At 35.0% G+C, this 22,053-nt stretch carries 19 protein-coding genes and 2 rRNA genes; 10 read left to right on the forward strand and 11 right to left on the reverse strand.

Annotated features, from left to right (window positions below; all coding sequences use genetic code 11):
• Position 1 precedes the first annotated feature (1 nt).
• Both rrf (EMN46_RS17570) and rrf (EMN46_RS17575) read left to right on the forward strand, forming a co-directional pair.
• Positions 2 to 109: ribosomal RNA gene (rrf, locus tag EMN46_RS17570) — 5S ribosomal RNA — on the forward strand.
• A gap of 116 nt (positions 110 to 225) precedes the next feature.
• Positions 226 to 336: ribosomal RNA gene (gene rrf, locus EMN46_RS17575) — 5S ribosomal RNA — on the forward strand.
• Positions 337 to 995: 659 nt separating this feature from the next.
• On the opposite strand, the gene EMN46_RS17580 is transcribed toward rrf (EMN46_RS17575), so the two are convergent.
• The 9 genes from EMN46_RS17580 to EMN46_RS17620 all read right to left on the reverse strand — a co-directional run bounded on the left by EMN46_RS17580 (position 996) and on the right by EMN46_RS17620 (position 11,393).
• Entirely contained in the window at positions 996 to 2,297 is a 1,302-nt protein-coding gene (locus tag EMN46_RS17580; protein ID WP_154202189.1) for a M18 family aminopeptidase, read from the reverse strand.
• Between the two features lie 233 nt (positions 2,298 to 2,530).
• Positions 2,531 to 3,175: a PhoU domain-containing protein gene (locus tag EMN46_RS17585; protein WP_195715307.1), complete on the reverse strand. Its 645-nt coding sequence runs from the start codon at positions 3,173 to 3,175 to the stop codon at positions 2,531 to 2,533.
• Positions 3,176 to 3,431: 256 nt separating this feature from the next.
• Positions 3,432 to 4,238 (reverse strand): phosphate ABC transporter ATP-binding protein PstB, encoded by an 807-nt coding sequence (pstB, locus tag EMN46_RS17590; RefSeq protein WP_154202194.1) that lies wholly within the window; start codon positions 4,236 to 4,238, stop codon positions 3,432 to 3,434.
• The gene (gene pstA, locus EMN46_RS17595; RefSeq protein ID WP_154202195.1) at positions 4,220 to 5,113 is read right to left on the reverse strand and encodes a phosphate ABC transporter permease PstA; all 894 of its coding nucleotides are present in this window, start codon (positions 5,111 to 5,113) and stop codon (positions 4,220 to 4,222) included. Before pstA ends, pstB begins: the two co-directional genes overlap by 19 nt.
• Positions 5,114 to 5,126: 13 nt before the next feature.
• On the reverse strand, positions 5,127 to 5,981 hold the full coding sequence (gene pstC / locus EMN46_RS17600; RefSeq protein ID WP_154202197.1) for a phosphate ABC transporter permease subunit PstC: 855 nt from the start codon (positions 5,979 to 5,981) through the stop codon (positions 5,127 to 5,129).
• 177 nt (positions 5,982 to 6,158) lie between these two features.
• Complete coding sequence (gene pstS / locus EMN46_RS17605) at positions 6,159 to 7,223, reverse strand: phosphate ABC transporter substrate-binding protein PstS (RefSeq protein WP_154202199.1); 1,065 nt, start codon at positions 7,221 to 7,223, stop codon at positions 6,159 to 6,161.
• 430 nt (positions 7,224 to 7,653) lie between these two features.
• A complete protein-coding gene (locus tag EMN46_RS17610; RefSeq protein ID WP_195715308.1) occupies positions 7,654 to 8,811 on the reverse strand; it encodes a porin in 1,158 nt (385 codons plus the stop codon).
• A gap of 158 nt (positions 8,812 to 8,969) precedes the next feature.
• On the reverse strand, positions 8,970 to 10,043 hold the full coding sequence (gene ansB / locus EMN46_RS17615; RefSeq protein WP_154202203.1) for an L-asparaginase 2: 1,074 nt from the start codon (positions 10,041 to 10,043) through the stop codon (positions 8,970 to 8,972).
• 36 nt (positions 10,044 to 10,079) lie between these two features.
• Positions 10,080 to 11,393: an anaerobic C4-dicarboxylate transporter family protein gene (locus EMN46_RS17620; RefSeq protein ID WP_154202205.1), complete on the reverse strand. Its 1,314-nt coding sequence runs from the start codon at positions 11,391 to 11,393 to the stop codon at positions 10,080 to 10,082.
• A gap of 388 nt (positions 11,394 to 11,781) precedes the next feature.
• Between EMN46_RS17620 and EMN46_RS17625 the strand changes: the two genes are divergently transcribed.
• A complete protein-coding gene (locus EMN46_RS17625; RefSeq protein ID WP_154202207.1) occupies positions 11,782 to 12,459 on the forward strand; it encodes a Crp/Fnr family transcriptional regulator in 678 nt (225 codons plus the stop codon).
• Between the two features lie 355 nt (positions 12,460 to 12,814).
• Positions 12,815 to 13,762, forward strand: coding sequence for a radical SAM protein (locus EMN46_RS17630; protein WP_154202209.1), 948 nt, complete (start codon positions 12,815 to 12,817; stop codon positions 13,760 to 13,762).
• A gap of 234 nt (positions 13,763 to 13,996) precedes the next feature.
• Here EMN46_RS17630 and EMN46_RS17635 read toward each other — a convergent pair whose 3' ends face one another.
• Together EMN46_RS17635 and kdsB are read right to left on the reverse strand one after the other, a co-directional pair.
• The gene (locus tag EMN46_RS17635; protein ID WP_154202212.1) at positions 13,997 to 15,337 is read right to left on the reverse strand and encodes an MATE family efflux transporter; all 1,341 of its coding nucleotides are present in this window, start codon (positions 15,335 to 15,337) and stop codon (positions 13,997 to 13,999) included.
• Positions 15,338 to 15,663: 326 nt separating this feature from the next.
• A complete protein-coding gene (gene kdsB, locus EMN46_RS17640; protein WP_154202214.1) occupies positions 15,664 to 16,413 on the reverse strand; it encodes a 3-deoxy-manno-octulosonate cytidylyltransferase in 750 nt (249 codons plus the stop codon).
• A gap of 211 nt (positions 16,414 to 16,624) precedes the next feature.
• On the opposite strand from kdsB, the gene EMN46_RS17645 reads away from it, so the two are divergent.
• From EMN46_RS17645 to groL, 6 genes are all read left to right on the forward strand, one after another.
• Entirely contained in the window at positions 16,625 to 17,866 is a 1,242-nt protein-coding gene (locus EMN46_RS17645; RefSeq protein WP_154202216.1) for a sigma-54-dependent Fis family transcriptional regulator, read from the forward strand.
• Between the two features lie 72 nt (positions 17,867 to 17,938).
• Positions 17,939 to 18,451: an LptE family protein gene (locus EMN46_RS17650; RefSeq protein ID WP_154202219.1), complete on the forward strand. Its 513-nt coding sequence runs from the start codon at positions 17,939 to 17,941 to the stop codon at positions 18,449 to 18,451.
• A gap of 115 nt (positions 18,452 to 18,566) precedes the next feature.
• A complete protein-coding gene (locus EMN46_RS17655) occupies positions 18,567 to 19,535 on the forward strand; it encodes a hypothetical protein (protein WP_154202221.1) in 969 nt (322 codons plus the stop codon).
• Positions 19,536 to 19,537: 2 nt separating this feature from the next.
• Positions 19,538 to 19,882 (forward strand): preprotein translocase subunit SecG, encoded by a 345-nt coding sequence (gene secG, locus EMN46_RS17660; RefSeq protein ID WP_154202223.1) that lies wholly within the window; start codon positions 19,538 to 19,540, stop codon positions 19,880 to 19,882.
• 211 nt (positions 19,883 to 20,093) lie between these two features.
• Positions 20,094 to 20,372, forward strand: a complete 279-nt coding sequence (groES, locus tag EMN46_RS17665) for a co-chaperone GroES (RefSeq protein ID WP_154202225.1) — start codon at positions 20,094 to 20,096, stop codon at positions 20,370 to 20,372.
• 45 nt (positions 20,373 to 20,417) lie between these two features.
• Positions 20,418 to 22,052 (forward strand): chaperonin GroEL, encoded by a 1,635-nt coding sequence (gene groL / locus EMN46_RS17670; RefSeq protein ID WP_154202227.1) that lies wholly within the window; start codon positions 20,418 to 20,420, stop codon positions 22,050 to 22,052.
• The last annotated feature ends 1 nt before the right edge of the window (position 22,053 follow it).

Below are 22,053 nucleotides of genomic sequence, written 5' to 3' on the forward strand. Positions count from 1 at the left end.
AGGTATCTATAGCAATGGGGTTCCACCTCTTCCCATCCCGAACAGAGAAGTTAAGCCCATTAGCGCCGATGGTACTGCCGAAAGGTGGGAGAGTAGGTCGATGCCAACTTTTAAGCGTCTTATTCCTCAGCGGAGTAAGACGCTTTTTCTTACGATTAATGATCAATTGGAGTTCGGTTCCTCTTGATAATACAATATAAGTCAACCCTAGTGTTGATGACAATTTCAGGTATCTATAGCAATAGGGTTCCACCTCTTCCCATCCCGAACAGAGAAGTTAAGCCTATTAGCGCCGATGGTACTGCCGAAAGGTGGGAGAGTAGGTCGATGCCAATTTTTAAGCGTCTTGTTTCTAACGAAGCAAGACGCTTTTTTTATGCTCTAAAATCAAGAAAAAGGTTAAAGAGTCGAAAAGTCTAAAAAGTAAAAATGTGAAACATTGAGTTTGTTGAAGAGCTTCTAATTTAAATAAGCTTTAGTTAATTGAATATTTCATGTATCTATAGCAATGAGGTTCCAGCTCTTTCCTAATTATTCTTGGGAACAGAGAAGTTAATCCGTCTTAGGCGGAGAAGATGATACTGCCGAAAGGATGGACAGTGTTTTGGATTTGAAATTCTGTTTGATATTACCTTTTTATACGTGTGGATTACAAATCCACAATTCTATATCCGTCGATTACAAATCGACGAGGGCAGTAGTATTTACTGTATCACTCCTTCGTTCCTGTATATTTTTAATCTGTCGGTAAAGTGTTTTGGATTTATATTTCTGTTTGATACTACCTTTTATACGTGTGGATTACAAATCCACAATTCTAGTAGCCGTCGATTACAAATCGACGTGATTCATTTCTTAACGACAAAAATTCTATAAGTATTAAATTTGAAGAGATTACCCGAGGTCTAGTTATTAGTTATAAAAAAACAGACACCTTTTGCTTGATGCAAATGATGTCTGTTTCTATATTTGAGTTATTAGTTATCTAATTGATTTTATAAACTAAAGAAGTATGAGAATACTTGTCTGATGTAAGTAACATCTTTTACTCCTCCAGTTTCACGAACAGAGTGCATAGCAAACATTGGATTTCCTATGTCGACAGTTCGAATATCAATTTGACCAGTTGATACATTTCCTAATGTACTACCTCCAACAAGGTCAGAACGGTTTACAAATTTTTGATAGGGTACATTAGCATTTCTGCATAATGTTTCGAATACGGTTCCCGAATCACCATCAGTTGTGTATTTATTATTAGCATGAATCTTAATAACTGGTCCTTTATTAATCATAGGTCGGTTAGTTGGATCGTGCTTCTCTGGAATATTAGGGTGTACAGCATGAGCCATATCTGCAGAAATCATGAATGAGTTGTAAATAGCTCTTTGGAACTGCTCCATATTTTTACCCAACTTATAAACGATACGTTGTAATAAGTGGCGTAATACGGGAGAACCAGCTCCTTGTTTTGTTACACTACCAACCTCTTCGTTATCGAAAATAGCTAGTATTTGTGTTTTGTTGGTTGTTTTTGAATTTAGTAAAGCTTTTAGACCTGCATGTGCCATGGCTAAATCGTCTAACTTTGGAGATGAGATAAATTCTTCGTTCAGTCCAAAAATGCTTCCTTTTTCAACTTCAAATAAAGTTACATCGAAATCGATGATAGATTGAGCATCTATTTTTAGTTCATTTGCCATAAGATTAATAAGACAGTTGTCCTTTTCCATCTCATCAGTGATCATTGAAAGTAAGGGCAACATATCTTTTTGCTTATTTAAAGCAACACCTTCGTTTACTTCACGATTTAAATGAATAGCTAGATTAGGAATAACCATCAAAGGACGATCTATCTTAACGTATAAATGTTCTGGATTAAGTGGATCGTTTGATTGAACGCAAACACGACCTGCAATTGATAAGGGACGATCCATCCAAGTGTTTAGAATTGGACCACCATAAACTTCAGTATTTAGTTTGATGTAGTTCCCTTCGACTTCAATTTCTGGATTCGGTTTAATTTTGAAACCAGGAGCATCGCTATGAGCACAAATCAATTGAAATCCTTCTTCTTCTATCTCGCCTTTTCCAATAGTGAAAGCGAAAATAGCTGAACCATTTTTTCCTGTAAAATATTTACCACCTTTTTCAATAGTCCACTCATCACGAAGATCAAGTTCTTGGAATCCAGCCTCGATTAGTTCTTCTCTAATATTATTGGCTGCATGGTATGTGCTTGGACTGCGATGTATGAAATCGATTAGTTCTTGTGCTTGTTGCTTTTCTAGACTCATAGTATGTGTTTTGCTAGTTAAATTCCATATCAAATATTTGTGATATAGAATACCTGTTGTTTTAACTGTAAGTCAAAACTATATTATTTCTTACAAATAATAAACAGTTTTGCTTTTATTCTCTATGATGTTCTAATACTTTATTCTCAATTTAATAATTCAACTGTATCTAAATAAAAAAACACTTTTCTCTCTAGAGTAAAAGTGTTGTGATAATCGATTGTAATAGATATTTATTCGTCATTTGAATCAGGTAGATCTGAATGACGAAGATCTATACCATCTTGGTAATAGATTGATGCCTCGGCAATATTGGTCGCATTATCTGCAATTCGTTCTATACTATTAAGAATACTCCCAAAATTTAAAATATTAATTGCATCTTCTATTGCTATATTAGGAGGTGTACTTTTCCTCAGCATTCTAGATATTAATTTTCGTTGCATATCATCTACAACTTCATCATTTTTAATTGTCCAAATTGCTGTTTCATGATCCTCATTCTCATAAGACTCTAATGCTTTTCGTACCATGATAAGACTCATGTCATACATATTGTGAATAGACTCTTTTTGGTTTTCGGGTAATTCTTTGGGAGTTAACTCCTGAAAAAAGTGTAAAATGTTATTTAGTTGATCACCTATTCGTTCCATATCTCCAAGCATTCGTAAATATGAAACAAGTTGGCGAAGTTCTCCAGCCATGGGTTGTTCTAGTCCGATGGTTAAAACAATATTATCACTCATTTTTAGCTCCATCTGATCGAGCTTTTTTTCGTTCTTTGAGAAATTTTCAAGTTCATTTTTTGATACAGACTCTAATCCACTTAGAATAATATTTTCTATGGTTTCGAATTGTGCATACAGTAACGACTTCATTTTTTGAAAGTCCTTATTGATACTCTCGAACCTTTTATCTTTTTTTATCGACATCTCTTATTAAATTATAAGTTATGAATTGGGAGTTATGAATTTTGACAAATCCTTTTTTATTGGATTTTCATATCTCACAGAGTTGTTTTTTTTGCAAAAGGGTTTGAAGCAATTGTTTGAGCTCCTTTGTTTTTATATTTTGACAAAGAACGAGTGCGGATAGCCCGACCCGTAGGGTTTTGCCCCAATAATTGTTATTTTATCAACCAAATTTGCCCGTTAGATAGGCTTCTGTTCGCTCATCTTTTGGAGTTGTAAACATTTTTTTCGTTTTCCCATATTCGACAAGTTCGCCAAGATACATGAACATGGAATGATCGGATATTCGAGCTGCTTGTCCCATATTGTGTGTCACCAATATAATCGTGTAATTTTTTTTCAAGTTGACGAGTAGATCCTCAATTTTTGCTGTAGCAATTGGATCTAATGCTGATGTTGGTTCATCCAAAAGAATAACTTCTGGCTTATAGGCTAATGCTCGTGCAATGCATAAACGTTGTTGTTGTCCACCCGAAAGAAATGTTCCTTTTTTGTGTAAAGCATCTTTTGTCTCATCCCAAAGACCAACTTCTCTTAAGGATCTTTCTACAATTTCATCTTTCTCTGATTTTTTTAGTTTAATACCATTCAACTTATATGCGGCAATTACATTATCGTAGATGCTCATAGTTGGAAATGGGTTGGGGCGTTGGAATACCATTCCAATTTTGCGTCGAAGCTCTATCGGATTAATTTTGTAGATATTTTCACCAGCTAGAGTAATACTACCTTTGTGATGCGTATCAGGATACAGTTCGTGCATTCTATTGATTGCTCTTAAGAGTGTGCTTTTACCACAGCCAGAAGGCCCCATTATAGCGGTGATCTTATTTTTTTGTATGCCTGCTGATACATCCATAATTGAATATTTATCTCCTCCGTACGATACTGATAGTTTATCAATGTTTAGTATTGGAGACTCAATTTGGATGATTTTATCATCGGTTTTATTTAGTATTGTACTTTCCATTTTTTAGATATTGCTTTTGCTACTATATTTAAAAGGAAGATGATGAGAAGAAGAATTAATGAGGCTCCCCATATTAAATTGACTAGGTTAGGATCGTTGTAGAATTCCCAAACTAGTAGAGGAATTGCACTACTAGGTTGTGTTATATCTAAATTGATAGCTGAACTACCCAATGCTGTTAGCATAAGAGGTGCTGTTTCGCCTGCAATTCGAGATATACCTAGTATGATACCGGTTGAAATACCACTCATTCCTGTTGGAAGTAATACCTTCAAAACAGTTTTGTAGTAGGGTACACCTAATGATAATGCTGCTTCTTTTAATGTTGGCGGTATCATTTTAAGTGTCTCTTCTGTCGATCGGATAATTGATGGCAACATCATGATTGAAAGAGCAACACTACCTGCAAGTGCTGAGAATCCAGAGGTAATAGGTTTAACAACCCAGATATAGGCGATAACACCTAAAACAATTGATGGGACACCTTGCAACATATCAACAACAAAACGAACAATGTTTGCCATTTTATTTTTTGATGATTCTGATAGGTAAATGCCGGTGGTTAATCCCAAAGGAATTGCTATTAAGGATGCCATGCCTACAATTATGAGCGTACCCACTATACCATTAGCGATACCGCCAGGAATAATTTCATGATTTACTTTAGCCATCATGGCTTCCATTGTATCGGGAGCGACTTCAATAAAAAAGCTTAAACGAACTTGTTTGTAGCCCTTTTTAATGAGTTGATATAATATAGATATTAAGGGAACTGCCGAAATGAAAGCTAGTGTCATCATGACAATACTAAATAGCTTATCGTTAAAGACTCGCCACCTTAGTTTTTGGTTCGATATTGAATTAATCGTATTCATATGTTTTGATCGATTAGGCTGTGAATTTTCTCATGACCATTTTCCCAATTAGATTTAAAATTCCTGTGATAACAAAAAGCAGAAGTCCCATTGCTACAAGTGAGGTGTATTTTAAGCCTTCGGCTTCGCCAAATTGGTTGGCAATTAAACTGGCCATGGTGTTTCCTATATCAAATAAATTGGTGGGAATGTTATTGGAGTTACCAATTAGCATGGTTACGGCCATTGTTTCACCAATGGCTCGACCGAATGCTAAGATAAATCCAGCAAAAATTCCTGATCCGGCATTGGGTATAATAACATGTTTAACTACTTCGAAACGGGTTGCACCTAAGGAGTAAGCAGCTTCTTTCAATTGTGAAGGGACCATATTGATGACCTCGGCACTTATTGAAGATGCGTATGGAATAATCATGATGGCTAAAACAAAAGCTGATGTGAAAATTCCAAAGCCTTGAGCGTTTAATCCTAACTCAACAATGATAGGTCTTATGGTGTAGAAACCCCATAAACCATATACAACCGATGGAATTCCAGCTAATAGGTCAATCATTGTTTTAAGTAAGGAAGATATTCTCCCTTTCTTAAAATATTCGCCTAAAAACAGCGCTATTGATAATGCAAAAGGAAATGTTAAGACTAATGCTAATATGGATGTTACTATTGTACCAATTATAAATGGAAGTGCTCCATAACTTTCTCTACCTTCAGTTGGATTCCAATTTGAGGAGAAAATAAAACCAAAACCAAATTCTTTGAACGTAGGTATTGATCCAATAATTAGAGTGACCAGAATGCCTATAGCCACCATAAGAACTATAATGCCACCTAGTTTTAAAAAATACTGAAACAGTTTTTCACTTTTCATTCTATATTTCTGTCGGTAAGTTGTAAAGAGTTTAAACAAATCTCAATAACAACTTTAGTGTTGTTGTGTTCAAACGGATTTCGTTTGAAATAAAAGAGATCCAAAGCAAGCTTTCTTTTGGTGAACTTATCAATAGAAAAACAGGTATTGCTTTGGACCTTTTTAATCGATAATTGTTTACAATCCTTTACCGTCGTAGGTCATCAAATCTAAAATTTTGTGAGCTTTTACGACTGCTTTTTCAGGAAGTGGCGCATAGTGTACTTTACTTGTGTTACTCTGAGCTTCTTCTCCTAAAATCCATTTTAAAAGAAGTTTAGTTTGTAAGGCTTGGTCTTTACTTCGTCCACTGTACGATTGTTCTTTGTATACAATTAACCAAGTGAAACTAGATATTGGGTAACCCTGTTCTGCACTTGTGTTTGTTAATGTTACACGTGTATCGTTTGGAATATCGCCAGCTGCAGCAGCACTTACTGATGCTACAGAAGGTTTAATAAAATTACCTGCTTTGTTTTGAATACTAGCAATTGGAATACTTTGTGCAAAGGCATATTCTGATCCGATATAGCCGATAGCACCTACTGTTGAACTAATTGTACCAGCAACACCAGGATTACCTTTTGCTGCTAAACCAACAGGCCATTGTAATGCTTTACCAGCTCCAATTTTGTCTTTCCATTCGGTACTAACTTTACTCATATAATCACTGAAGATAAAAGTTGTTCCACTTCCGTCTGAACGGTAAACAACAGTAATTTCTAGATTAGGAAGTGTTGCATCAGGATTTATTGCTGCAATTTTTGCGTCGTTCCAGTTTGTGATTTTTCCCATAAAAATACCTTCCATTAATTCTGGAGTGAATTTTAACTTTGGTTTACCCGGTAGATTATAAGCAGCAACTACGGCACCTAAACAAGAAGGAATATGTAATACATCGCCCGGCATATCTGCCAATTTTTTATCCGAAAGGAATGCATCTGTTGCACCAAAATCTACAATTTTATCTTTCAGACTGCGAATACCACCACCTGAACCAATGCCACCGTATGTTACTAAAAGTCCCTTCGACTTGGTGTAGGTTTTAAAGATTGTATTATAAAAAGGTTGTGGAAAAGTTGCTCCGGCACCTGTTAAAGCTTTCGCTTTTTTCTCGCTATTTTGTTTTTTACTTGAATTTCCACATGAGGTTATCAGGGAAATGGAAATAATAGCTACTAGTAGTAATTGAAATTTTTTCATTCTATTGTTTTTTTAATATTTGTCTGTTTTAAACTGATTTTGTGAATAGTACATTGTTTTTAATCTGCCCATAAAATCATATTGCAAGTTTAATGCTACAGCATTAATTCAGTCTAAAACGAATATTAATAAAAGGTTAGAATTGTAGCTTGTATGTTAAGTTTAGGTTTAGAAATGGGAGGTTATGTGTTTTTAATGTTAGGGTTTTACTATTGAACTTGCTGGTTACAACAGCTGTTGTATTCCTTTTTGTTGGTTCTGAGGTGTTTCTGAGGGAGTGTGATATCTCAGCCTTAAATAGAGAAGAGTTAGTCTGTTTTTAACCTAAAAAAGAAGGATACCTGATTAATCAGATATCCTTCTTGCATAATTACTAACAGTATATTTAAGTTTTAGGCATTCATTTTATTAGTCCATAAAGACTTATCGATTAATACATTTTAAGTCTATAAATTAAACCAAGAGATAAACGGTTAGTATGTTGATCTTGTATTCCTAGATTTTCAGTTATGCTGCTTTCGTAATCGAAGAAACGACCTGTGTAAGTAAAGAACACTTTTAGGTCATCAGCAATAGGGTGAAATTCTACTCCTGCCATATAAGCGTAAGATTTACGGAATTCATCGTCTAGGTTCTCATCTTTGTTACCATCGTTGGTTGCAGTTTCGTACATACCTTTAACAAACATATTGAATTTTTTATTCAAGCGGTAATCTATCTTAGCAATAAGTGAATTGTACACAACGTCTGTTGCACTCATACCATTATTAATCATTCCAGATACAATACCTTTGGTATCAATATCTTCGTTAGAGTTCATCCAGTCGAATTGTATTTGTGCTTTTTTACCCAATTTTACCTGAGTACCTAAAGCGATAAGATTTGTGCTCATTTCCTTAGTCTCTTGGAAAAGAGAATAAGACCAACGAGTTTGTACAATTCCGTCGAAAAGGTTACCATTCCAGTTTAAGGTATAACCCAATGCATTTTTGCTAGATTCTACATTATTCGCTGTCTTGTATTCATCAGATAGACTACTGTTACGTGAATTTACAATCTGAAAACGGAATTGTTGATCATCCATTTGGTATGCGAAATCTACACCTGTAAGGAAGCAAGTGATATTATCAACCATGTCGCTGAACTGATAAACGTCAATTGGGTTCAAGTCGAACTCGTATCCACCAAATGCAGTACATTGTTTACCACCAGTAACTGTGAAGTTTTTTGCAAGATCGATAGAGATCGATGCAATGTCGGTTGCAGTTGATAGGTTATCTAAATTTTCAGCTGTAGTACCTCGGTTCATACGCTGACGAACACGGTAACGAACACCCTTAACAATTTCTCCACGCATTTCTAAACGCAATTGGTTTGTTTTAAAGTCTATACCTTCATAATCGTCGCTATTAAAATAGGTGTTGGCCGAATTTTGAAGATTTATGTAGAAATTGAAAGCGTCATTTTTTTGATCCAATGAAGCAATTTTGTCCTCTAAAGCTTTAAGATTTAAAGCATTTTGAGCCATAGCTGTTCCGCCAATAGCAATAATCGCAAATAATGCGATTAAGGTTTTTTTGAAATTCATCATAGTCGTTTTAAAAAGTGTTTAAATTAAGTAAATTGAAAAATCTTTGTCTCCCTCAATAATTTGAGAGAATAAAGCCCAAGGGTGAGTGTGTTTTCCCTCTCTTCCTAGGTTAAAAATAAATAATACTAGGTACGATTTTCTTTAGGATTCAGTTTTTAGTATTCGTAAAACATTCTTTGAATTTCCTTGTAATCGTTGGTCTTAGTTAAAGCCAACATCAAAAGGATTCTTGATTTCTGAGGGTTCTTGTAAAGAGAAGCCACAAAGCTAAATTTGTTATCATCTACTTCAGCATCTAAAGTTGTTGATCCGGAAAATACACGTGAGCTACGTACCACTTGAATACCGTCTTTTTGAGCAGATACTAAAGCAACCATTACAGTTGGGTAAAGGTTTCCGTTACCTACACCTGCGTGAATAAGTCCTTTAGCTCCATCTTTTACTAAAGCGTCAACAACAACAGCGTTGGCGTTTGAGTAACCATAGATGATATCTACTTGAGGTAGTTTGTTTAAGTTAGTTATATCGAATTCAGAAGCAGTGGTATTTTTGGCAGTAGTTGCACGACGAAAAGTAGGTTGACCATTGTGCATATATCCCAAAGGACCGAAGTTCGGACATTGGAAAGTAGAAACGTTAGTTGTGTTTGTTTTAGTCACATCGTCAGCACCTAAAATAAGGTCGTTCATAGAAACCATTACACCACGTCCCTTAGATTCTGGATTAGAAGCTAAAGCAACAGCGTTGAAAAGGTTCATTGGTCCGTCAGCACTCATTGCTGATCCTGGACGCATAGAGCCAACCAATACAACTGGTTTATCGCTTTTTACAACAAGATTTAAGAAATAAGCTGTTTCTTCCATTGTATCCGTCCCGTGAGTAACCACGATTCCATCACACTTGTCTGAAGCCAATAATAAGTTGATTTTCTTTGCAAGTTTCAACCAAACAGCATCGTTCATTTCTTGACTACCAATAGAAGAAATTTGTACGCCTTTGATGGTTGCCAATTCCATAATTTGAGGAACAGCGGCGATTAGTTTATCAACTGTAACAACACCTGCAGTATAGTTGGTCTTGATGCTCGAATCACCCGATCCAGCAATGGTTCCACCAGTTGCAATAATAGTTAAATTAGGTAATGTTTGTGCGTTTAGGGAAGGTAGTATGCCTAGGCTAACAATCGCTACCAATAGTAATATTCGGGTAAGTTTTTGTTTTAGGTTCATAATATTAATTTTATTGTTAGTATTAAGTTTTTTAATTTAAAATAGTATTGATATTAAAAGGAAGCCTATTGATACGGCTCCAATAGTTGCGACTAAACCCGGAATCATGAAACTATGATTCAATAGGTATTTTCCAATTCGTGTTGTACCTGTTTGGTCGAAATTTATTGCTGCGACTACCGTAGGGTAGTTTGGAATAAAAAAGTATCCGTTTACTGATGGAAACATGGCAATAAGTGCTGGTGCAGGAAGTCCCAAAACAATACCCAAAGGCATTAAAGCACGAACTGTAGCAGCCTGACTGTAAAGTAGAATTGATAGTACAAATAATGCGAAAGCAAATAGCCAAGGCATATTGGTTACCATTTCCTTAATATTACTACTCAAGTAATCTATATTGGCAGCGAAGAAGGTATCTCCCATCCAAGCAATTCCGAAAATTGCGATGACAGCCTGCATTCCCGCTGAGAAAACATTTCCTTTGGCAACGTCTTCGACTTTTACTTTAGAGAAAATTAAGATTAAGGCTGCAATAGACATCATCACCATCTCAATGGTTGCTGGCATGCCCATTTTGATTATTTTGCCATCTACATTCCATACAGGACGTAAGCTTTCGAATGAACCGAACAAGACAATTACGATAGCCCCGAGAATAAATAAGCCAACCGATATTTTAGCCGTAATAGGAACTTTCTTATATACTTTTTCAGATTTCGCTTCCAAGCTTCCTTCTTTTAGGCGTTTTTGGTATTCTGGATCGTCTTTTAATTCTTTTCCCATTTTATTTGCAACAAATGCGCCTAATAATACGCCAAAGAAAGTAGCGGGAATACTAATTATTAAGATGTCGATTAATTGAAAATTGTAGGGAGAAAGCATACCTAATAAAGCAACGGTTGCTGCCGATATGGGGCTTGCTGTAATAGCTTGTTGAGATGCAATGACTGAAATAGACAATGGTCGCTCTGGACGTACACCCGTTTCGCGTGCTACTTCAGATATCACAGGCAGTATGGAGTAGCATACATGACCAGTACCAGCTACAAGGGTGAACAAGTAAGATACAATTGGACCATAGTAGGTTATTCGATTTGGATTCTTTCGAAGTAATATTTCAGCTAATTTCACTAAATAATCCAGCCCACCAGCGGCTTGCATGGCTGCTGCTGCAGTAATTACCGATACAATCATTAGCATCACATCTATGGGAGGTGATGTGGGTTGCAAATTAAATCCAAAAGTTAAAATGGAAAGACCAATTCCTCCCATTACACCAAGGCCAATACCTCCTAGACGGGCACCGATAAAAATAGCTATTAATACTATTGCAAATTCAATCCAAAACATATGCATTATTCTTTACCTTGTCCATTGGTAAAGATAAAAGGCTGTTCAATATGAGATATATCATGTCGCATGTTGCTAGACACGCTATTTTATATGACTTAACTATGTTGTTGTAGGTTATAATTCACCATTAGGGGTGAAATATTTCACCTGATTTGTAATAAAAGATTTGTATTTTAGTTTACTAGTAGGTTATTGGTGTATGACCTAATGATTTGTGGAGTAGTATGATATATAGCTATTGTCTAAGTGTTTTTAGTTTTTGTGAAAAGAGTCTTGAAAATGGTGAATTTTTTGACTCTATAAATATGAAATTAGATGTGTTGTATTATGTCGTTTGAGAAAAATAGGACATATTTGCTGTAGAGAAATCTTTATATAGATTAGTATGGAAGAGAGTTTAGCAATAGAACAATATTTGAAGCATCCTTGCTTCTCATCCCTTTCAGGTCCGGATGTGAGTACGATTATTAACAATTGTACAATTCTTGACTTTAAGAAGAATGAGAATATTATAAAGAAAGGGAGTTTCGCAACGCATATACATTACGTATTAAGTGGTTTAGCTAAAATTAATATTGTATCTGATGGGCGAAATAATACGATTCGTACCGCGTCAGAATTTCAATTTTTGGGCTTATCGCATGCCTTTTGTTATAAGACTTATCATATCTCGGTTACTGCAATAGAAAGTACTAGAGTATTGTTAATAGATATTGAAGTATTTAAACAATTAATAAAAACGAATGGTAGTTTTGCCATGAGTATTATTGAAACCATATCGAAAACTTCACATCGTCAGGTTAAGCGAATGGCTATGTACACTAATAAGCGTGTGGAGGGAAGTTTGGCGACTTTTTTATTACACTATGCTCGTAAGGCTGAGAGTAAAATATTTAAATTACCTTTTTCGAGAAGGGAAATTGCTGAAACTATTGGTTATTCTCGCGAAAGTGTCATTCATACTTTTTCAAAATTTAATAAGGCAAATATTATTAAGGTTGAAGATAAATCGGTGGAACTTTTGGATATTGATCTTCTGATTCAGATTAAGGAAAAGAAATAAATCATATTTATATACAAGTTAAAAAAAAGAGATCTGTAATTAGATCTCTTTTTTCTATTAGTCTTGTCCTGATATCGTCTTAAACAAAAAGTATTATTATGGATAAGGTTAAAGAAACATATCTAGTTTCTTAATTGGAAACATCAATGCAAATGTAAGAATATGGGGTTGATCTATTTAATGATACTGAAATCTGCTTAAAAATGCTTTTGAAAAACATGTATAACTTGAATAACGATCTTGTTGCAAGCATGGCTACTTTTATTTGAAGTGTAAAGAGTCGGTTTCATAAATTGATATTACTTACATTTGCGCATTGCAGATAATTGAATATTGAAACTTGAATAGTAGCAGAATGTATAAATATTTATTTGGACCTGTGCCTTCAAGAAGGTTGGGCATGTCATTAGGTGTTGATTTAGTTCCTAAAAAAGTGTGTTCTCTTGATTGTGTTTATTGCGAAGTTGGTAGAACGACTAAGCTATCAGTCGATCGCCAAGAATACATCAATTCTGATTGTATAAAGGATGAATTGAAAGACTATTTCGACAACAATCCAGCTCCTGATTATATTACTATTACTGCTTCGGGTGAACCAACATTGAATTTGCATCTTGGCGAGATTATCGATTTTATTAAAGCTGTCAAGCCGGATATGTCTATTGCTGTTATCACAAATGGTACCTTGCTTTACGACAAAAAGGTGAGAAAATCTTTAATGAAAGCAGATCTTCTACTTCCATCTCTCGATGCTGCTACTGATGCTGGTTTTAGGAAAATAAATAGACCAGCAAAGGATTTAAAAGTTGAGGACTGTATTCAAGGACTCATCTCTTTGAGTAAGGAATTCAAGGGAACCATGTGGCTTGAAGTATTTATTCTACCAGGTTATAACGATAACGAGGAAGAGTTAATTGAACTCAAAAAAGTCATATTGCAAGTTAATCCTGATTCAGTTCAATTGAATACGCTCGATAGACCAGGAACCGTACCTAACTTAAGAGGTGCAACAAGAGACGAGTTGCAGAAAATAGTTGACTTTTGGCAAATGGATAAGGTTGAAATTATTGCGAAAGTAAAGCAAACGGATAAGACTCAATCGTACCGAAAAGATACAAAGTCTGCAATTTTTGAAACCGTATCTCGAAGACCTTGTACCCTTGAAGATTTGATGGAAATGCTAGGGCTTAAAAGCGAAGAGATTAAGATACATCTTGATGCTTTAGATGCTGAAGGAAAAATAGATAAAGTTGAGGAAGAAAGAGGCGTTTTTTATCAGATGAAAAATAAGAATGAAAAATAGATTTTAGATCATTTTCATTATCTAATTATAAAATATAACAAGAGGATGTCTCAGATTTTAATTTGAGACATCCTCTTTTTTATATACAAGTTTGTGGTAACGTATTATTCATACTCTGACAAGAACAGCTTATTTATAGTCAGAGCATGATATGTATCAGTTTAAAATTTGTGAAAATCTGAGTAATTTGTGGCTTTACCTTTTTTTTAAGTAAGTCAAGTTGTTTGATTTGCTTTAAATTTTCTTGAGAATATACTTATATCTCATTTGGAAAAGTGTGGAACAGACTGCTAATCCAACAGGAAATCCGAACCAGATACCTACAGCACCAAAACCCCATTGGAATGCAGATAGATAACTGAAAGGTAGGGAAATTAGAAAGTATGATATAAAGGTTATGATGACAGGAACACGCGCATCGGCAAAGCCTCTTAAGGTTCCTACAAGTACAATTTGAATGCCATCTACAAGTTGGAAAACGCCACAAACAATCAACATTTGAGCGGCCAGTTGTATAACTATTGTGTCAGATGTAAACAATAGGGGTAATATGTTACGAGCACCTACAAATAGCAAGATTGAAAAAGCACAGTAAACGTACATCAGATTCATCGCAGTTTTAGTAGCTCTAATAATACCCTCTTTATCATTTGCTCCTTTATAATGACTCACACGTATGGTTGTTCCAGCTCCTAATCCCTGGTAGATCATATAACCCAAAGTTGAAAGCGTGGCTGTTATTTGGTGTGCAGCCATGCCTACTTCGCCAATCCATCCCATCATAATGGCACATAGTCCGAATGCACAGGCTTCCATTACAATTTGTCCGCCAAGGGGGATTCCTAGTTTGACAATTTGCATAAATTTAGACCAACCGAATGAAGCTTGATTGTAGAGTTCTGTAAATAATTTGTATTTCCGATTTTTATAAAAAAGAATAATAAAGGCAATTGCCATAAATATTCGAGCTATTAATGTGCCGATTCCTGCTCCTGTGAGTCCCATTTCGGGTGCACCAAACTTTCCATACATAAACATATAGTTACCTAGAGTATTTATTGCATTGGCCCAAAGCATAATTTTCATTGCTGTTTTGGTATCACCAATACCTTCGGCAAATTGTTTGTAAGCATAAAAAACCATCATGGGTATTACTGATGCTATAAGTATAGATAAATAATCTCGTGAAGGTTGAAGTACCGATTGAGGCTGTCCCATATAGGGCATAAATACATATAGAATAATTAAAAGGAGAGCTAGTGCAATACCCATAAAGGCATTGGCCATGATACCATTTTTTATCCAAGAGCCAACGGAGGCATTATCTTTTTCGCCCCAACTTTTACCAATTAGTGGGGTTAAGGCAAAAGAATACCCCATACCGAATATTAATACCAGAGTGAATAAGGTGTTTGTAAACGATGCGGCAGCCAAAGGGCCTGTGCCCAATTGTCCAATCATAACATTGTCAATTAATCCTACTGTAATCTGTCCTGCCTGTGCTATAATAACAGGAATACTAAGTGAAAGAGTTTTTTTGTATTCACTCGCGTGTTGCTCCCAAAGTCTCATCATGAGTTCAAAATTTACATCATATCACAATAAAGCGCCTCAATATTATGCAGCGGTTGTGTGCATAAGATTATGGTATTTCATTATTGAAATACTGATGTTATTAATAAAAAATGGTAGTAAAACGAGACCTTTTCCTCCAGCTTACATCTTTTGTTTTGTACTCTTTTCGAAACTAGCGTTTCGGATTTCAAGGTGCGAAATGTTGCAAAACAAAAACTCGATGCAAGTGAGTCGTTAATTCTATATTTAAGAGCGCGAAGATAATATTTTTTGACTTTTTTCAAAACAAAAAAAGAGTCTACTTTTAAGGTAGACTCTTTAATGCATTATAACAAGCCAAGTTGTTTGACTCTTTCTAAATCTTCGGGTGTATCGATACCTATCGATTCGTGTTTTGTGATGTCTGTTTTAATCACATATTCATTTTCTAACCAACGTAGTTGTTCGAGTGATTCTGAAATTTCTAACGGAGACTGAGGAAGTTTTGTAATTTCGTTTAGTGTGTCCCTTCGATAAGCATACATGCCAACATGTTTGTAATAGGTTTGCTTTTTAAGCCAATTTTCTTTTTTCTCACCACGTAAAAATGGAATAGGTGAGCGGCTAAAATAAAGAGCACGATTGTTTTTGCTTAAAACAACCTTTACTTTATTCATATCAAAAATCTCATCTTGGTTTTCAATGGGTTTTACTAATGTTGCAATTTGTGTCGATGGCGTTTTAAAACAAGCCTTTAAAGCTAGAATTTGCTCTGGCTGAATAAAAGGCTCGTCACCTTGAATATTGATAACAACTTGATAATTTTCTGATCTTTCAGATTCAAATTTTTCAATGGCTTCGGCAATACGATCTGTTCCACTTTTGTGGTTTGTAGATGTCATAACCACTTCTCCTCCAAAAGCTTTTACCGCTTCTTCAATTCTGCTATCGTCAGTTGCAACAACAACATCATCCAACGCAATTTTTACTTGTTCGTAAACACGTTGAATCATGGTTTTACCATTAATATCAGCTAATGGTTTACCTGGGAAACGAGTTGATGCATATCGAGCAGGAATTATACCTATGAATTTCATATAATAAGTTTAGTCTGTTTCATTTTGATGGTGTAAAGATAAGAAGTTCCTTCCCTTTTAAAATTTCATTCGCAATAAATAAACTTTTGGTTTCTTATTAACATTATTTATTAAAGAATGGAAGCTTCATTTTTAGAAAATTAGTCAAAAAGTAGTAATTTTGTCATGCAATCGGAAATTATTGCAGGTTTTAGAGTTGATTTTTAAAAATATGGATGTACAAAAAATAAAATTGCGTTTTGGTATTATTGGGAATTCAGATACCCTTTCTAGAGCGATTGATATTGCTGTGCAAGTAGCACCAACCGATCTTTCTGTTCTTATTACAGGTGAGAGTGGAACAGGTAAGGAAGTCTTCCCTCAAATTATTCATCAATTTAGTGCACGTAAGCATGCAGCTTATATCGCAGTTAACTGTGGCGCTATTCCTGAAGGAACAATAGATTCAGAACTTTTTGGTCATGAAAAAGGTGCTTTTACAGGAGCCCTATCCGATCGAAAAGGTTATTTTGAAGTGGCAGATAAAGGCACAATTTTTCTTGATGAGATAGGGGAATTGCCTCTTTCGACTCAGGTTCGTTTGTTGCGTGTTTTGGAAACTGGGGAATTTATGAAAGTGGGTTCGTCTAAGGTTTTAAAAACCAATGTGCGTGTTGTGGCAGCTACTAATCTTAATATACTTAAAGCGGTAAAGGAAAGTAAATTCAGAGAAGATCTGTTTTATCGTTTAAATACGGTACCTATTGTAATGGCGCCATTGCGTGGGCGTAGGGATGATATTTATTTGTTATTTAGAAAATTTGCTCAAGATTTTGCAGAGAAATATCGCATGCCGGCTTTAAGACTAACTGAAGGTGCTCAACAGCTTCTTCAAAATTACAAATGGCCAGGTAATATTCGTCAGTTAAAGAATATTACGGAACAAATTTCGATTATTGAAAATGAACGTTTAATTAGTCCTGAAATCTTAGTGAACTATTTGCCAGCGAATGAAGAAAGGATGTTGCCTGCCATTTATAAAAAAGATTCGAGCGAGGAGAAAAGTTTTTCATCGGAAAGAGAGATCTTGTATCAGGTACTTTTCGACATGAAAAAGGATATGGCAGATCTTAAACAATTGGTTTTCGATTTGATGCAAAAGGATGGAGGTTCAAATGATTTGCAGCAAAAGAATGCAATGCTCATTCGAAAACTATATGAAGATCATGAGCCAGATGCGGTTCAGCATCCTGTATTTAAGTCAAGCAATGCTAAAACGTCGCACGCTGATGTGTCTCATATTCAAGATACCGAAGAGTTTGTTGAAGAATCGTTATCTCTTGTTGATAAGGAGATGGAACTTATTCGTAAAGCTTTGGAGAAACATAATGGCAAGAGAAAACATGCTGCTAACGATTTAGGGATATCGGAACGTACGTTATATCGAAAAATTAAGGAGTACGATATTAATTAGATCGAATGTTAAGCTGTCTTTTAACTATATTTGCCGAGGCAGATTCTAACTGAAATATATAAGAATAAGATTATGAATTGGATTAAATCAACATTACTCATTATAATTATTGGAGTTGTTTTTACTGCTTGTAAGGTGAGTTATTCGTTTACCGGAGGAACATTATCATCTGACATGAAGACTTTTTCTGTTCAGTATTTTCAAAATAGAGCACCTTTAGTAAACCCAAATTTGAGTGATCAATTTACTGAAGATTTAAAAGAAAAATTTCGTAGTAGAACTTCGCTTGATGAAATTGTTGGTGGTGAAGGACATTTAAATTTCTCGGGTGAAATTACAGGTTATCAAACTAAAGCAATGGATATCACAAGTAATGATATTGCCGCGACTAACCGTTTGACAATTACAATTCGAGTGAAGTTTACAAATGAACTTGCACCTGATAATGACTTCGATAAAAGCTTTTCTTCTTTCGAAGATTTTGATAGTAATAGTCAGCTGAGTGATGTTGAATCGGATCTTGTGGATACAATTTTAGAAAAAATTATTGATGATATTTACAACCAATCAGTAGTTAACTGGTAGTTTTGGGTAGATGTTAATTCATTTTTATTAAGTTTATCATTGAACTTAAAAATATAATTATAGGGTGATTGATTCCTATTTGTAATTTTTTAGACTCGTAATAAATGATTGAATAATGAACAAGGAATTGTTGCAAACTTGGTTAAGAGATCCACGAAAGTTGGATGGGAACAGTCATAAAGAGCTGAAAGCTCTTATTGATAAGTACCCATATTACCAAGCACCATACTTGTTGTTATTAAAGACTTTAAATCAGCAAAAGAGTATTCGTTTTAATCAGGAGTTAAAGAATTCTGCTCTTTTTATTCCAGATCGTAGACGTTTGTATTTATACATAAACGATAAGTTAGAATTCCCAACTTATAAGGCTGAACCTATTCTTAATATACCTGTTAAAGTTGAGTTTGAATCAAAAGAAGAGAATGAAACGTTTACTTTGGATGATAAGGGTACTGATGCTTTAATCTCATCTTCTTTACATGCCGATATTTCAGAATCTGATGAGTCCGAAGAAAATTTGGTTGAAGCAAAAGGGAAAGTGATTAATTTCGACGATTTAGAGATTAATATTTCCAATGATGTTGAAGAGGAAATAATAGTTGAGAATAAAACTTATGTTCCAGAATCTGAAATTTATGATATGAATTTTGGAGGTAGTTTATATGTTTTGAATTCAGATGATGATGTACTTGAGTCAAAGGAAAATCATTCTTTTTCAGATTGGATGTCTAAATTGGCTTCCCCTGATGTAAAATCAGTACAAATTACAGATGAAAATAAAGAAAAAAAATCAGCTAAAAAGCAGAAATTAAACATGAATTCTGACTTGATTTCTGATTTTATTGAGAATAAACCTCGCATACCAAAACCCAATGAAAAGTCTGATAATCAGGCTGATGTTCCAAGTAAGAGTTTGAAGGAAGATGTCGCTTGTATAAGTGAGACTTTAGCCCGTATTTATATTAAACAAAAACTTTTTGATAAGGCTAAAGTAGTTTATGAGAAATTAATGTTGAAAAATCCCGAAAAAAATATTTACTTTGCGAGTCAATTGGAAAGAATAGAAAAATTTAAAAATAGATAAGTATGTTTACCTTTATTTTAATAGTGAGCTTTATTTTATGTGTACTAATGGTTTTAATCGTTTTGGTACAAAACTCAAAAGGTGGTGGATTAGCTTCTAACTTCTCATCTTCTAACCAAATTATGGGCGTTAAGAAAACAACAGATTTTCTTGAAAAAGCAACATGGGGATTAGCATTAGCTATTTTTGCACTTTGTTTGGGTGCAGCAGCTACTATCGATCATGGTACTAATGTTCCTAAATCGGCTATTGAGCAGGAGTTACTAGAAACTGAAACAGCTCCTGCAACACCAGCTTTTCCAACAGAAGCTCCTGTTAAACCAACAGAAACTGAGAAAGCGGAGTAATTTTAAACTTACTTCTTTAAGATATTTAAGTGTCAGTATGTCATTCATGCTGACACTTTTTTTATGTTTTGATTTTTAACTGCAATAATGTCAATAATTATTGTTTGGCATAGATTGTGACAGAAGCCAAGTGTTGTTTTTTATTTAAACAACTTGATCTTGAAAGATCTAATTACGGTAACACAAAAAATAAACTTAAATATTTAAAAAAATGGCAGAATTAAAAGGAAAGATCCTTGCGGGCAAAATTTTAGTTGCTCCAATAGCAATCGAAGAGAAAACAGCTAGTGGTATTATTATTCCTGATTCAGCAAAAGAAAAACCATTACGAGGAAAAGTTGTATTGGTTGGTGCTGACAAAAAAGACGAGCCAATGGAAATTAAGGCCGGAGATACCGTTGTTTATGGAAAATATGCTGGTACAGAATTGAGTGTTGATAATGAAGATTATCTATTGATGTCTCAAGCTGATGTCTTATATATTGCTTAATTGCAATAAGTGAAAAAATAATTTTTAATCTATTAATTATTAGAAATGTCAAAAGAAATTAAATTTAATATAGAAGCTCGCGATCTACTAAAAGTAGGTGTTGATGCTTTAGCAAATGCAGTAAAAGTAACCTTAGGACCTAAAGGTAGAAATGTGGTAATCGATCGTAAGTTTGGTGCACCACAAATTACTAAAGATGGTGTAACTGTAGCTAAGGAGATTGAATTGTCAGATCCTGCAGCAAATATGGGTGCTCAAATGGTAAAAGAAGTTGCATCTAAAACAGCAGATGATGCTGGTGATGGTACAACAACTGCTACTGTTCTAGCACAATCTATCGTAAATGTAGGTTTAAAGAACGTTACTGCAGGAGCTAATCCTATGGATTTGAAACGTGGTATTGATAGAGCTGTTGAAGCAGTTGTAGCGAATATTAAATCACAAGCTAACGAAGTTGGTAACAATTACGATAAGATTAAGCAAGTTGCTAAAATCTCTGCTAATAATGATGAGACAATTGGATCTCTAATTGCAGAAGCAATGGAAAAAGTTAAAACAGAAGGTGTTATTACTGTTGAAGAAGCTAAAGGAACCGAAACCTATGTAAAAGTAGTTGAAGGTATGCAATTCGATCGTGGTTACATTTCTCCATATTTTATTACTAATGGAGATAAGATGGAAGCGGAACTTGAAAATCCTTACATCTTATTGTGCGACAAGAAGATTTCAACGATGAAAGATTTGATGCCACTTCTTGAACCAGCTGCACAAGCCGGTCGTCCATTAATGATTATTGCTGAAGATGTTGAAGGTGAAGCTTTAGCTACTTTGGTTGTAAACCGTTTGAGAGGTTCATTAAAAGTTGCGGCTGTTAAGGCTCCAGGCTTTGGTGACAGAAGAAAAGAAATGCTTGAAGATCTTGCTATCCTAACAGGTGGTGTGGTTATTTCTGAAGAAAAAGGCATGAAGCTTGAACAAGCAACAATTGAAATGTTAGGTCAATGTGAGAAAATCACAATTGATAAAGAAAACACAACAATTGTAAATGGAATTGGATCTAAAGAAGTTATTAATACACGTGTTGCTCAAATTAGAACGCTTATTGATAATTCTAACTCTGATTACGATAAAGAAAAATTACAGGAACGTTTAGCAAAATTAGCTGGTGGTGTTGCTGTATTGTACGTAGGTGCTGCTTCTGAAATCGAAATGAAAGAGAAGAAAGACCGTGTTGATGATGCTTTAAGTGCGACTCGTGCTGCAGTTGAAGAAGGTATCGTTGCTGGTGGTGGAGTTGCATATATTCGTGCAATTGAATCTTTAGAAGGACTTGTAGGTGATAATGATGATGAATCTGTTGGTATCGAAATCGTGAAACGTGCGATTGAAGAGCCATTACGTCAGATTGTTGCTAATGCCGGAGGAGAAGGTGCAGTTGTTGTTGATAAAGTTAAAGCTGGAAAAGCTGACTTTGGATATAATGCTCGTATTGGCGAATATCAAAATATGATTGAAGCTGGTGTAATTGATCCTGCTAAAGTATCTCGTGTTGCTCTTGAAAATGCAGCTTCTATTGCTGGTATGTTCTTAACAACCGAGTGTGTTTTAATTGAAGAAAAAGTAGATGAACCAGCTCCTGCTATGCCTCCAATGGGTGGTGGCATGCCAGGTATGATGTAAA

The organism is Ancylomarina sp. 16SWW S1-10-2, assembly GCF_009669305.1.
Taxonomy (GTDB): domain Bacteria; phylum Bacteroidota; class Bacteroidia; order Bacteroidales; family Marinifilaceae; genus Ancylomarina.

Coding starts and splice junctions, on each gene's coding strand:
- pstC (WP_154202197.1), bottom strand. CDS start 5,981: ATGAAAAGTGAAAAACTGTTTCAGTATTTTTTAAAACTAGGTGGCATT.
- EMN46_RS17635 (WP_154202212.1), bottom strand. CDS start 15,337: ATGATGAGACTTTGGGAGCAACACGCGAGTGAATACAAAAAAACTCTT.
- ansB (WP_154202203.1), bottom strand. CDS start 10,043: ATGAACCTAAAACAAAAACTTACCCGAATATTACTATTGGTAGCGATT.
- EMN46_RS17630 (WP_154202209.1), top strand. CDS start 12,815: ATGTATAAATATTTATTTGGACCTGTGCCTTCAAGAAGGTTGGGCATG.
- pstB (WP_154202194.1), bottom strand. CDS start 4,238: ATGGAAAGTACAATACTAAATAAAACCGATGATAAAATCATCCAAATT.
- pstS (WP_154202199.1), bottom strand. CDS start 7,223: ATGAAAAAATTTCAATTACTACTAGTAGCTATTATTTCCATTTCCCTG.
- secG (WP_154202223.1), top strand. CDS start 19,538: ATGTTTACCTTTATTTTAATAGTGAGCTTTATTTTATGTGTACTAATG.
- kdsB (WP_154202214.1), bottom strand. CDS start 16,413: ATGAAATTCATAGGTATAATTCCTGCTCGATATGCATCAACTCGTTTC.
- EMN46_RS17645 (WP_154202216.1), top strand. CDS start 16,625: ATGGATGTACAAAAAATAAAATTGCGTTTTGGTATTATTGGGAATTCA.
- EMN46_RS17580 (WP_154202189.1), bottom strand. CDS start 2,297: ATGAGTCTAGAAAAGCAACAAGCACAAGAACTAATCGATTTCATACAT.
- EMN46_RS17650 (WP_154202219.1), top strand. CDS start 17,939: ATGAATTGGATTAAATCAACATTACTCATTATAATTATTGGAGTTGTT.
- EMN46_RS17585 (WP_195715307.1), bottom strand. CDS start 3,175: ATGAAGTCGTTACTGTATGCACAATTCGAAACCATAGAAAATATTATT.
- EMN46_RS17655 (WP_154202221.1), top strand. CDS start 18,567: ATGAACAAGGAATTGTTGCAAACTTGGTTAAGAGATCCACGAAAGTTG.
- pstA (WP_154202195.1), bottom strand. CDS start 5,113: ATGAATACGATTAATTCAATATCGAACCAAAAACTAAGGTGGCGAGTC.
- EMN46_RS17620 (WP_154202205.1), bottom strand. CDS start 11,393: ATGTTTTGGATTGAATTTGCAATAGTATTAATAGCTATTTTTATCGGT.
- groES (WP_154202225.1), top strand. CDS start 20,094: ATGGCAGAATTAAAAGGAAAGATCCTTGCGGGCAAAATTTTAGTTGCT.
- EMN46_RS17625 (WP_154202207.1), top strand. CDS start 11,782: ATGGAAGAGAGTTTAGCAATAGAACAATATTTGAAGCATCCTTGCTTC.
- EMN46_RS17610 (WP_195715308.1), bottom strand. CDS start 8,811: ATGAATTTCAAAAAAACCTTAATCGCATTATTTGCGATTATTGCTATT.
- groL (WP_154202227.1), top strand. CDS start 20,418: ATGTCAAAAGAAATTAAATTTAATATAGAAGCTCGCGATCTACTAAAA.